The following is an 11,179-nucleotide window of genomic DNA, read 5'->3' on the forward strand; positions in this document are numbered from 1 at the left end:
TGGTCCCATGCGTATCCTGCTGATTACCGCCTTCGCACTTGCCGCCGCCGGCCCGGCCCTGGCCCAGAGTGATTTCCCCGAGCCGCCGCAGATGGCGGGGCCGCCGATGGGCGGGGGGCAGGGCGGCGGCCAATGGGGCGGAATGCGACCGCCGGAACGCGAGACCCTGGCCCAGTTTCAGGCGCGGATGGGGCAGTTGTTCGAACGTCTGGACGCCAATCACGACGGCGTTGTCGATGCGACCGAGTTGGCCAATGGCCGCGGCGGGCGGATGCTGACACGGTTCGACGCGGACAACGACGGCCGGATCACGCGGGCCGAGTTCGATGCGGGCGTTCAGGCCGAGTTCAAGACGCTGGACAAGAACGGCGACGGCGTCGTGACAGCGGACGAACGGCCCCAGCGCCCGCGCTGAGATCAGACGACGGGCGTCTTCAAGGGTTCGCCTGCGAAATGCGCCTGAAGGTTCTCGATCAGAAGCACCAGCATGCCTTGCACGCCGGCGGTCGTGGCGCCGCCGGTGTGGGGCGTCAGGACTGTGTTGGGCACGTCGGCCCAACGCGCGGGATCGGTCGGCTCGTCGATGAAGACATCCAGCGCCGCCTGGCCCAGGGCGCCGGATTTCAATGCAGCGATCAGGGCATCCTCGTCCACCACCTGCCCGCGCGAGACATTGACCAGCAGTCCGTCCGGGCCGAGCGCGTCGAGGATTTCGCGTGAGATCAGGCCGCGATTGGTCTCATCCGCCTTGCAGGCCACGACCAGGACGTCGCTGGCCTTGGCCAGGGCCAGCAGGGATTCAGCGCGGGGCCATTGCGCCTCGTGTGGACGCGGGCCCCACCAGCTGACCGCCATGCGGAAGGCTTCGGCGCGGCTGGCGACGGCCTTGCCGATATGGCCCAGGCCGACGACGCCCAGCTTTTGGCCGCCGATGGAGGCGGTGATGTTGCGGGTCTCGATCGTCCATTCGCCTGTGCGGACCTGACGGTCGCCGGATGCGATCTGGCGTCGCGCAGCCAGGATCAGGCCCAGGGCGTGATCGGCGACGTCTTCGTGATTGACGCCGGGCGCATGGGTGACCGGCAGGCCGCGCGCGCGGCACCATTCGATATCGATGCCGTCATAGCCCGAGGTGAAACAGGCGATCAGGCTGAGATTGGGAAGCTGTTCGATCAGGGCCTTGTCGAGCGGGTATTCCCCGGCGACGACCATGACGCGGATATCGTGGGCGGCCTCGACCGGCGGGCCTTCCCAGAAGCGGTAAACGTCGTAGGCGCTCTCGAGGAAGCCGGAGAGCGGGGCGAGATGCCGCTGCATGATGAGAACGGCGGGGCGTTGGGTCATGCAGCGGCTCCTCTTTATCGATCAGTCGATTACCGACCGAACTTCTGGTGCTGGATGCGCTTGGGGATGATGCTGTCGGCGCCCAGGCGGCGCATCTTGTCCTGTTCGTAAGCTTCGAAGTTGCCTTCGAACCATTCCACATGGCCGTCGCCTTCGAAAGCGAGGATGTGGGTGGCCAGACGGTCAAGGAACCAGCGGTCGTGGGAGATGACCACGGCGCAGCCCGCGAATTCCTCCAGAGCCTCTTCGAGGTTCTGCAGGGTTTCGATGTCCAGGTCGTTGGTCGGTTCGTCGAGCAGGATCAGGTTGCCGCCGGACGCCAGCGTCTTGGCCAGGTGGACGCGGTTGCGCTCACCACCGGACAGCTGGCCGACCTTCTTCTGCTGGTCGCCGCCCTTGAAGTTGAAGCTGCCAACATAGGCGCGGGTGTTGATCTCGCGCTTGCCGACCATCATCACGTCGGTGCCGCCCGAGATGGCCTGCCAGATGGTTTCGTCCGGCTTCAGGTCGTCGCGCGACTGGTCGACATAGGCCAGCTTGACGGTTTCGCCGACCTTGATCGTGCCGCCGTCGGGCTGTTCCTGGCCGGTGATCAGCTTGAACATGGTCGACTTGCCGGCGCCGTTGGGGCCGATGACGCCGACGATGCCGTTGGGCGGCAGCTTGAAGGTCAGGTTGTCGAACAGGGTCTTCTCGCCATACGACTTCTGCAGGCCTTCGACCTCCAGAACCACATTGCCCAGACGCGGGCCAGGCGGGATCTGGATGTGGGCGTGCGTTTGCGCGCCGCGCATCGATTCCTGTTCCTCGACCATCCGCTCATAGGCGGCCAGACGGGCCTTGGACTTGGCTTGACGGGCCTTGGCGCCCGAACGGACCCATTCCAGTTCGCGGGTGAGGGCGCGCTGGCGGGCTTCGGATTCCGACTGTTCCTGCACCACGCGCTTGGTCTTGGCTTCCAGCCATGAGGAGTAGTTGCCCTCGTGCGGGTGGCCCTTGCCGCGGTCCAGCTCCAGCGTCCACTTGGTCACCTGGTCCAGGAAGTAGCGGTCGTGGGTGACCAGAATGACGCAGCCGGGGAAGTTCTCCAGGTGGTGCTGCAGCCAGGCGACGGATTCGGCGTCCAGGTGGTTGGTCGGTTCGTCCATCAGCAGCATGTCGGGCTTGGACAGCAGCAGGCGGGCCAGGGCCACGCGGCGCTTTTCACCGCCCGACAGGTTGGTGACTTCCCAGTCGTCCGGCGGGCAGCGCAGAGCGCCCATGGCCTGGTCGATGCGGCTGTCGATGTCCCAAACGTCGCCGGCGTCGATCTTCTCCTGGAGGCTGGTCATCTCCTCCATCAGTTCGTCGGTGTAGTTTTCGCCCAGTTCTGCGGCGACTTCGTTGAAGCGGTTGACCCACTGCTTCTCTTCGCACCAGGCCTCGACGTTCTGGCGAACGTTCAGGGCGGGATCCAGCTGGGGCTCCTGCTCCAGATAGCCGCGCTTGATGCCGTCGGCGGCGCGGGCTTCACCCGTGAACTCGGTGTCCAGGCCGGCCATGATCTTCAGCAGGGTCGATTTACCCGAGCCGTTGACGCCGACGACGCCGATCTTGGCGTCGTTGTAGAAGCTGAGCCAGATGTTTTCGAAAATCTTGCGGCCGCCAGGGAAGGTCTTGGTCAGACCCTGCATCTGGAAAATATATTGTTGCGCCATGAGGTGCGGTTTCGCCCTTCGGGTTCGTCTTGACGTGGGAGGTTCGGGCGGATGTAGCGACCCGGAGCGCGAAGGGCAAATAAGGCCGCGCACAAACGACTGTGGCATCGCGCCGTAGCTGCGATGTTGGGAGGCCTGAGTGGAGGGCAAGCCGGGGCGCCGGGGTTGACGCCCCGCGCGGGTGGTTGGCCTGCAAGCTCGGGGCGCTGAATGGTGGCGGTCTTATCGCCTTAACCCCGAAGCCTGCGGCGGGTTGGCGGGGTCTGTGAAACCCTGTCCAGGTGCGGCCGTGACATTTCCCATGCAATGACGAAGGTGAGGCGCCTACTTCGCCGGCAGCACCGCCAGAAGCCCGCGGGTGAAGCCGACCGGGGCCACCGTCAGGTGGTCTTCGTCGGTCAGGACCAGGGATTGGACGCGCAGGTTCGGATAGTGATGGGACTTCAGCGTCGTCTCCATCGTCTGCATGTCGCGCACCAGATTGGCGCCGCTGGTATTGCGAGGGCTGGGGCCGGGCACTTCCCAATCGCCGACATACATGAAGACATTGGCGGGCAGGTCGGTGTGGCTGCGGGCGTAGGCGGCCTCCATCGTCATGATGTGGCGCTTGTCGAACCAGAAGGACGGGCTGCCCAGCACATAGGCCTGGAACATCGACGGGTCGGTGAACAGGATCTGGGCGCCCAGCAGGCCGCCGTAGGAATGACCCAGCAGGACGCGGCGCGCGGGGTCGGCGCGGAAGCGGTTGTCGATGAAGGGCAGGACTTCGTTCTTCAGATAGGTCTGATAGGCCGCGCCCTGGCCATGGACGTTGCTGCTGGCGCTGCGCGGGCCGTTGGGCGTTGGGGTGTAGTCACGATTGCGGCTGACCACGCCGCTGTCGCCGCGCGAATAGGACAGACCGACCAGGATGAACTCCTCGAGGCGGGGGCCGTCCAGATTCACACGTCGGGCGACCTGACGGATGATGGGAAAGGCATAGTCCGCGTCGGTGACGTACAGCACCGGATAACGGCGCTGGGGATTGGCCTCATAGCTGGCGGGCAGACTGACGAAGACCTCGTAGTCGCGGCCCGAAACCGGATCTGGCACGGTCCAGACCTGGGTGCCCTTCAGCACATAGGGGGCGCCTTCCGCCTGGGCGGCCTGGGCCTGGGCTGCGGTTTGCGGCGACGATTGGGCGTCCGCCTTGGGCGAGCAGGCGGCGGCGAGAACGGCCATCAGTGCAACGGCCGGGCCCGAGCGTTTCATTCGTGATTCCCCCTGAAGCGTTGCGGGGAGGCTAGGGTTGAATGTGGCGCTGAAGGGGCGGCCGCGTCGTTCAGGCGTAGTTGAAGCTGATGGAGATGCGGTCAGACTTGGCCTGATTGGTCGGGACTTCGTGGCGCAGCCAGCTTTCCCACATCAGCACCGTCCCCGCCTGAGGGCGCAGATAGACGAAGGGGCGTTCGGCCTCGGGGGCGTCCTCGGTGACGCCGGGACGGGCCATCATGAAGGGCAGGCGGGGGTCTTCCAGCTTCAGCGACGAGGCGCCGTCGGGGATGTCGATATAGACGGTGCCGGACAGGAAGGCGTGCGGGTGGATATGGCCGGTGTGACCGCCGCCGGGCTTCAGGATATTGACCCACAGATTGTCCAGCCGTGGCTTGCGCGCCAGGTCGAAGTTCAGGGCCTTGGCGTAGGCGACGGCGTGACGGTCCAGATGGCGTTTCAGCTCCGCGAACTCGGGGAAGCGCTGCGGCAGGTCGTTCAACGAGCCATAGGAGGTGTAGCCCCGATAGGCGTTGGCGCGGCACCAGCGGCGGCCGGCTTCATCCTCTTCCGCCATCATGCGGATGACGTCGATCAGTTGTTCGTTGAAGTCGGGCCAGCCCCGGCCGTCGGCGAGGGAGGCTTCATAGACCTGGGTGACGAAGAGGGGGCGCAGTGACATGGCTGCGGGATAGCGGGTTCAGGACCGCACGGGAACTGGCGGCGCACATTTTGGGACGAGAGAACGATGGCGCCCGCCCTCTCGCCTGATGCGCATGATCCGGTTAAGGATGGGCTATGTTCAAGTCCGTCCTTGTCGCCAATCGCGGCGAAATCGCCTGCCGTGTCTTCCGCACCGCCAAGCGGATGGGGATACGCACCATCGCCGTCTATTCCGAGGCCGACGCCCATGCCCTGCATGTGCGCGAAGCCGACGAGGCGGTCCTGATCGGCCCGGCTGCGGCGCGGGAAAGCTATCTGGACGGCGCCAAGGTGCTGGCGGCGGCCAAGGCGACGGGGGCGGAGGCGATCCACCCCGGATACGGCTTCCTGTCCGAAAACGCCGAGTTCGCCGAGGCTGTCGCGGCGGCGGGCCTGATCTGGATCGGGCCGGACCCGTCCTCGATCCGGGCCATGGGGCTGAAGGATGCCGCCAAGGATCTGATGATCAGGGCTGATGTGCCGGTGACGCCCGGCTATCAGGGCGCGGACCAGTCGGAAGAGACGCTGACGGCGGAGGCCGCGCGGATCGGCTATCCCGTGCTGATCAAGGCGGTTGCAGGCGGCGGCGGCAAGGGAATGAAGCGGGTCGATGATCCCGCCGACTTCGCCGCCGGTCTGGCCAGCGCCAAGCGCGAGGGCGCGGCGGCTTTCGGCGACGACCGGGTGCTGATCGAACGCTACATCACCCGCCCGCGCCACATCGAGGTGCAGGTGTTCGGGGACAAGCACGGCAATGTCGTCCACCTGTATGAGCGCGACTGTTCGCTGCAACGCCGCCACCAGAAGGTGATCGAAGAGGCGCCTGCGCCGGGCATGAGCGAGGCCGTGCGCGCCGCTGTGACCGGGGCCGCGATCAAGGCGGCCAAGGCGGTGAACTATGTCGGGGCCGGAACCATCGAATTCATCGCCGACGCCTCTGACGGGCTGAAGGCGGACGGCGTCTGGTTCATGGAGATGAACACCCGCCTGCAGGTCGAGCATCCGGTGACCGAGAGCGTGACCGGCGTCGATCTGGTCGAATGGCAGTTCCGCGTGGCGGCGGGCGAGCCGATCCCGTTGAAACAGGACGAGATCAAACTGAACGGCTGGGCCATGGAGGCGCGGCTGTATGCCGAAGACCCCGCGAACGGCTTCCTGCCCTCCATCGGCAAGCTGGAGCATTTCGTGATGCCTGACGGCATCCGCGTCGACACCGGCGTGGAGCAGGGCGGCGAGGTCAGCCAGTTCTATGACCCGATGATCGCCAAGCTGATCGTGCACGAAGACACGCGCGAAGCGGCGGCGGCGCGGCTGGCCGAGGCGGCGGGCGAGGTCGAGGTCTGGCCGGTCAAGGCCAATGCGGGCTTCCTGAAACGCTGTCTGGTCCATCCGCGCTTTGTAGCGGGCGACGTGGATACGGGCTTCATCGCGGAAGAAGAGGCGGCGCTGTTGGGAAGCGGGCCGTCGTCGGACGCCAGAGTCGCCGCGTTGAACCTGATCGCGGACCATCATCATTTGTCGCCGCAACTGGGCGAATATCTGTCGCCTTGGTCGTCGGATGCCGACAGCGCGGCCGTTGGCTTTCGTCTTAATGGCCCGTCGCGCGCGTTGTTTCAGACGCAGATCAATGGCGAGAGAGTCGAAGGGTCGGCTCTGAGCAACGGACGTGGAGATTTCAGTTGGAAGATCGAAGTCGACGGTCGAGCGGTCGTTAGTCGCGCTGCTGGAGATCGGATCGTCGTCGGTGACGATGTGACGCTCGGCTATGTTGGAGCCATGGGCGGCGTCGAAGGAGTCATCTTCGAGCATGGCGACGCCTGGCCTGTTACAGCAATTAGCCATGTGCGGGGGCAGGGTGAAGGTTCCGCTTCAGACGGCAGCCTCCGCGCGCCCATGCCGGGCAAGATCGTCGCCACGCCGGCCAAGGCGGGCGACGTCGTGACCAAGGGCCAGCCTGTCGTGGTGCTGGAGGCCATGAAGATGGAGCACGCCCTGACGGCGCCCTTCGACGGGGTGGTCGAGAGCGTCTCGTCCAGCGTCGGGGATCAGGTCACCGAAGCGACCGTTCTGGCGGTGGTGAAGGCGTCAGCCGAAGCCGTCTGAACCACATCTTTACGGAGTTATCTGTCTGAAATTTAATGAGGATAGCTGCATCCGCTGACGTCGGTCAAAGCCTCTGACGCTGTAGAAGTGTTGGAGAAGCCTGTGTTCAGAATCCTTGTCGCCGCCTCGGCCCTCGCCGTGGCCTGTTTCGCCCCCGTCGCCGCATCGGCGCAGTCGGCGCCGCCCGCCGCCGCGCCGGAGCCGGTTCAGGTCATGATCGTGGGGGCGTTCCATTTCGACAATCCGGGACAGGACCTGAACAACGTCGTCGTTGATCCTGTGACGACGCCGCAGAAGCAGGCGGAACTGGAGGCGGTGGCTGAAGGACTGCGGCGGTTTCGCCCGACGGCGGTGGCGCTGGAGCGTGTGGCGGCGGACAAGACGACCCTGCTGGATCAGGTCTATCCCTCGTTCCAGCCGTCAATGCTGCTGACCCACGCCGATGAGCGTTATCAGATCGGCTATCGGCTGGCGAACCTGGAGGGGCTGAGCCGCGTTTACGCCATTGATGAACAGCCGGAAGAAGGCGGGCGAGATTATTTCCCGTTCGAAAAGGTGCAGGCCTGGTTCACAGCCCGTCACCGGGAAGCTGAGTTCGCGGCCCTGAACGCCCCCGTCGCCGCCTATGCCGCCGAACTGTCGGAGCGCCAGAAGCATGAAACCCTGGGTCAGCTGCTGGCCGAGGACAGCAGCCCGGATCATCCGATCAGCGGCAATATGGACATCTACTACGGCCTGTTGAAGTTCGGTGACGGGGCGGAGCAACCGGGCGCCGAGCTGAACGCGGGCTGGTATGAGCGCAACGCCAAGATCTTCACCAAGCTGATGGCCGTGGCGCGGCCAGGCGATCGGATCGTGGTCGTGTTCGGTGCGGGACACGGCTACTGGCTGCGCCACTTCGTGCAGAACACGCCGGGCTACCAACTGGTCGAAGCCTTGCCGTATCTGAATCCTGCGCCGTAGAGGGGCGTCATGAGACGACGGGTCTGGCCATTCCGGGGCGGGGTGACTAGGTGGGCGCCATGTCGCTTCACATGATCAAGCTTTGCGTCGGGGTGTCCGAGGTCGAATGGCTGGAGACACGGGCCGCCAGCGGCCAGCCTCTGGTGGTTCACACCCGGATGACGCCCAAGCGTGCGGCCGAGATCGAGGATGGCGGATCGCTGTATTGGGTCATCAAGGGCAGCATCGCCTGCCGCCAGCCGATCGTGGACATCACGACCCTGGGCGAGGGCAAGGAAAGCCGCTGCGAGATCACGCTGGAGCCCAGGGTGATCCGCACGGCCCCGATGGCGCGCAGGCCGTTCCAGGGCTGGCGCTATTTCGAGCCCAAGGACGCGCCCGCCGACATCGACACCCTGGATGCGGGCGAGGCGCCGGACGAACTGGTGCGGCAACTGCGCGAACTGGGCGCCTGGTGAGAGCGGTCAGCAGGCCTTTTCGCGCACCAGATCAATGAAGGCGCGCAGTTTCGCCGGGGCGTGGCGGCGGCCGGGGTAATAGAGGCTGAGGCCCGGATAGGCCGGGGTCCAGTCGTCCAGCACCTGAATAAGACGCCCGGCGGCCAGATCGTCGGCGACCGTCTGTTCCGCGATCAGCAACAGGCCGACGCCCGCCAGCACGGCCTCGTGCATCAACGACATTTCGTCCAGAACCAGCGGGCCGGGGACGTCGATCTCGATCGCCTCGCCGCGTTTCTCGAACTCCCAGTGATAGATCGCGCCCGAGGCCATCCGCATGCGGATACAGTCGTGGTTCAGCAGGTCGTGCGGGACGCGCGGGCGCTCGCGCCCTTCGAAATAGGCGGGCGAGCCGACGACGATGGAGCGGATGGTGCGGCTGAAGGGAATGGCCACCATGTCGGCGGGCAGGCTTTCCTGCAGGCGGAAACCGGCGTCGAACCCATCTTCGACCAGGTCGATGAAGCGGCTTTCGGTGACCAGTTCGACCTTCATGTCGGGATAGCGGCGCAGATATTCCAGGATCAGCGGTTCGAACACCATGCGGGCCGCGCCGAGCGAGGTGTTCAGCCGCAGGGTGCCGGAGGGGCGGTCGCGGTGCTGGTCCACGTCTTCGATGGCGGTGTGGATCTGGGCCAGGGCCGGGCTGACCTGGGCCACGAACTGTTCGCCCGCCGCTGACAGGGCCACGCTGCGGGTGGTGCGGTCGAACAGGCGCACGCCCAGCCGCGCCTCCAGCGCCCCGACCGCGTGGCTGAGGGCCGATGACGACATGCCCAGATCACGCGCGGCGGCGCGGAAGCCCCCGCGTCGGGCCACGGCGACCACGGCTTCCAGTTCGATCAGGCCGCTGCGGTTCATTGTTCGGGTTTCCGGGACAGTTCGTGTCGGTTTTGGTTGCTTATACAGGCAATGGCGCGGCGCTACATCCCGGCTCCAACAAGGAGAGCAACCATGCGCGACATCAATCAGGTCTATATCGACGGTGCCTTCGTCACCCCGCACGGTGAAGAGCGGTTCCAACTGTTCAACCCCTCGACCGAGGCCGTGATCGGCACGGTGCGTCTGGGCGACGCCGAGGATGCACGGGCGGCGGTGGCGGCGGCGAAACGCGCCCTGCCGGCGTGGTCGCGCACGACGAAAGAAGAACGCATCGCCCTTCTGCGCCGGTTCCATGCCGCCGTCGCCGCCCGCCGCGACGACCTGATCGCCGCCATCGTCGAGGAATATGGCGCGCCCAAGGGCCGGGTCGACTGGATGGCCGACATGGCCGCGACCAATTTCCTGGAAGCCGCAGAGGCGCTGCAATCCTATGACTTCGATCAGGTCATCGGCCATGCCGAGGTGCGGATGACTCCTCTGGGCGTGGTGGCGGGCATCACCCCGTGGAACAGCAACGCCAGCTTCATCACCGCCAAGATGTCCATGGCGCTGGCGGCGGGCTGCACCATCGTCATCAAGCCCAGCGAGATGAGCGCCATCCAGACCCAGGTGGTGATGGAGGCCCTGCACGAGGTCGGCGCGCCCAAGGGCCTGTTCAACATCGTCACCGGACGCGGCGACGTGGTGGGCGCCGAGTTCACGTCGAACCCCGATGTGGCCAAGGTGACCTTCACCGGCTCGACCGCCGTGGGCAAGTCGATCCTGCGCGCCGCCGCCGAGACGATGAAGCGGGTCACGCTGGAGCTGGGCGGCAAGGGGCCGCAGATCATTCTGGACGACGCCGATCTGGACGCGGTCATGCCCGCGGTAGTGGGTTCGGGCTTCCTGAACAGCGGCCAGGCCTGCGTGGCGGGCACACGCATTCTGGTCCCCGAAAGCCGCAAGGCCGAGGCGCTGGAGAAGATCAAGGCCGCCGTCGAGGCGGTGAAGGCGGGCGATCCCCACGACCCGGACGTCTCGGTCGGCCCGATGGTCAGCCGCAAGCAATGGGATCGGGTCCAGTCCTATCTGAAGCTGGGCCAGGAAGAGGGCGCGACCCTGCTGGTCGGCGGCGAAGGACGGCCCGAGGGCCAGGACGTCGGCTGGTTCGTGCGCCCCACCGTCTTCTCCGACGTGACCAACGACATGCGGATCGCGCGCGAGGAGATCTTCGGTCCGGTGCTGAGCATCATCACCTATGGGACCGAAGACGAGGCCGTCGCCATCGCCAACGACACCCACTACGGCCTGCAGTCCTATGTGCTGTCGTCCGACACCGACCGGGCGCGGCGGATCGCGGCGCAACTGGAGGCCGGGCGGGTGATCATCAACGGCGCCCCGCATGAGCCGCAGGCCCCGTTCGGCGGCTTCAAACAGTCGGGCATCGGGCGCGAGAACGGCGTCGCCGGGCTGCTGGCCTATCTGGAGCCCAAGGCGGTCCTGGTCTGATCACGGATCAATGGCCGCGATGCGCCCGTCCGCAGCGATGCGGGCGGGCGTTCGTCTGTCGAAAGACCACAATCCGATTGGGTGTTGACCCCGGCGTTCGCCCGTGGCCTGTGCCGCGTCCCATGTTTCGTCTCAGCGCCCCCACCCGATCCACGCTTAGGCTCAGGACTCATAGCCAGAAGAGGACGGTTGCAGCGAGAGCTATGGCGGAGAGGAAGACGGTCGGGCATCGATCATAGCGCGTGGCGACAC

10 protein-coding genes and 1 pseudogene are annotated in these 11,179 nt (G+C 65.9%); 5 read left to right on the forward strand and 6 right to left on the reverse strand.

Annotated elements, in window-relative coordinates; genetic code table 11:
• Positions 1–7: 7 nt before the first annotated feature.
• Entirely contained in the window at positions 8–415 is a 408-nt protein-coding gene (locus JKF87_RS03210; protein WP_201097144.1) for an EF-hand domain-containing protein, read from the forward strand.
• A 2-nt stretch (positions 416–417) separates the two neighbouring features.
• On the opposite strand, the gene JKF87_RS03215 is transcribed toward JKF87_RS03210, so the two are convergent.
• The 4 genes from JKF87_RS03215 to JKF87_RS03230 form a co-directional block, all read right to left on the reverse strand.
• Positions 418–1,344: a 2-hydroxyacid dehydrogenase gene (locus tag JKF87_RS03215; RefSeq protein WP_201097145.1), complete on the reverse strand. Its 927-nt coding sequence runs from the start codon at positions 1,342–1,344 to the stop codon at positions 418–420.
• A 29-nt stretch (positions 1,345–1,373) separates the two neighbouring features.
• Positions 1,374–3,041 (reverse strand): energy-dependent translational throttle protein EttA, encoded by a 1,668-nt coding sequence (ettA, locus tag JKF87_RS03220; RefSeq protein ID WP_201097146.1) that lies wholly within the window; start codon positions 3,039–3,041, stop codon positions 1,374–1,376.
• Positions 3,042–3,365: 324 nt separating this feature from the next.
• On the reverse strand, positions 3,366–4,292 hold the full coding sequence (locus tag JKF87_RS03225; protein WP_201097147.1) for an alpha/beta hydrolase: 927 nt from the start codon (positions 4,290–4,292) through the stop codon (positions 3,366–3,368).
• 70 nt (positions 4,293–4,362) lie between these two features.
• Positions 4,363–4,974, reverse strand: a complete 612-nt coding sequence (locus JKF87_RS03230; protein WP_201097148.1) for a TIGR02466 family protein — start codon at positions 4,972–4,974, stop codon at positions 4,363–4,365.
• 116 nt (positions 4,975–5,090) lie between these two features.
• Here JKF87_RS03230 and JKF87_RS03235 point away from each other — a divergent pair, with 116 nt between their 5' ends.
• The 3 genes from JKF87_RS03235 to JKF87_RS03245 all read left to right on the forward strand — a co-directional run bounded on the left by JKF87_RS03235 (position 5,091) and on the right by JKF87_RS03245 (position 8,518).
• Complete coding sequence (locus JKF87_RS03235; RefSeq protein WP_201097149.1) at positions 5,091–7,097, forward strand: ATP-binding protein; 2,007 nt, start codon at positions 5,091–5,093, stop codon at positions 7,095–7,097.
• A gap of 102 nt (positions 7,098–7,199) precedes the next feature.
• Positions 7,200–8,060 carry a DUF5694 domain-containing protein gene (locus tag JKF87_RS18250; RefSeq protein ID WP_201097151.1) on the forward strand — a complete coding sequence of 287 codons (861 nt, stop codon included), beginning with the start codon at positions 7,200–7,202 and terminating at the stop codon, positions 8,058–8,060.
• 59 nt (positions 8,061–8,119) lie between these two features.
• Positions 8,120–8,518: a DUF1489 family protein gene (locus JKF87_RS03245; RefSeq protein ID WP_201097152.1), complete on the forward strand. Its 399-nt coding sequence runs from the start codon at positions 8,120–8,122 to the stop codon at positions 8,516–8,518.
• A gap of 6 nt (positions 8,519–8,524) precedes the next feature.
• On the opposite strand, the gene JKF87_RS03250 is transcribed toward JKF87_RS03245, so the two are convergent.
• Positions 8,525–9,418, reverse strand: a complete 894-nt coding sequence (locus tag JKF87_RS03250; RefSeq protein ID WP_201097153.1) for a LysR family transcriptional regulator — start codon at positions 9,416–9,418, stop codon at positions 8,525–8,527.
• A 93-nt stretch (positions 9,419–9,511) separates the two neighbouring features.
• On the opposite strand from JKF87_RS03250, the gene JKF87_RS03255 reads away from it, so the two are divergent.
• A complete protein-coding gene (locus JKF87_RS03255) occupies positions 9,512–10,927 on the forward strand; it encodes an aldehyde dehydrogenase family protein (protein WP_201097154.1) in 1,416 nt (471 codons plus the stop codon).
• Between the two features lie 169 nt (positions 10,928–11,096).
• On the opposite strand, the pseudogene JKF87_RS03260 reads toward JKF87_RS03255, so the two are convergent.
• A pseudogene (locus JKF87_RS03260) lies at positions 11,097–11,179 on the reverse strand (IS5/IS1182 family transposase); the annotation flags it as partial.

It is taken from the genome of Brevundimonas nasdae (assembly GCF_016654005.1).
Classification (GTDB): domain Bacteria; phylum Pseudomonadota; class Alphaproteobacteria; order Caulobacterales; family Caulobacteraceae; genus Brevundimonas; species Brevundimonas nasdae.

What these genes read in the sequence shown, in the direction of transcription:
- ettA (WP_201097146.1), bottom strand. Translation starts at nt 3,041, where the DNA reads ATGGCGCAACAATATATTTTCCAGATGCAGGGTCTGACCAAGACCTTC.
- JKF87_RS03210 (WP_201097144.1), top strand. Translation starts at nt 8, where the DNA reads ATGCGTATCCTGCTGATTACCGCCTTCGCACTTGCCGCCGCCGGCCCG.
- JKF87_RS03245 (WP_201097152.1), top strand. Translation starts at nt 8,120, where the DNA reads ATGTCGCTTCACATGATCAAGCTTTGCGTCGGGGTGTCCGAGGTCGAA.
- JKF87_RS03225 (WP_201097147.1), bottom strand. Translation starts at nt 4,292, where the DNA reads ATGAAACGCTCGGGCCCGGCCGTTGCACTGATGGCCGTTCTCGCCGCC.
- JKF87_RS03250 (WP_201097153.1), bottom strand. Translation starts at nt 9,418, where the DNA reads ATGAACCGCAGCGGCCTGATCGAACTGGAAGCCGTGGTCGCCGTGGCC.
- JKF87_RS03235 (WP_201097149.1), top strand. Translation starts at nt 5,091, where the DNA reads ATGTTCAAGTCCGTCCTTGTCGCCAATCGCGGCGAAATCGCCTGCCGT.
- JKF87_RS03230 (WP_201097148.1), bottom strand. Translation starts at nt 4,974, where the DNA reads ATGTCACTGCGCCCCCTCTTCGTCACCCAGGTCTATGAAGCCTCCCTC.
- JKF87_RS03255 (WP_201097154.1), top strand. Translation starts at nt 9,512, where the DNA reads ATGCGCGACATCAATCAGGTCTATATCGACGGTGCCTTCGTCACCCCG.
- JKF87_RS03215 (WP_201097145.1), bottom strand. Translation starts at nt 1,344, where the DNA reads ATGACCCAACGCCCCGCCGTTCTCATCATGCAGCGGCATCTCGCCCCG.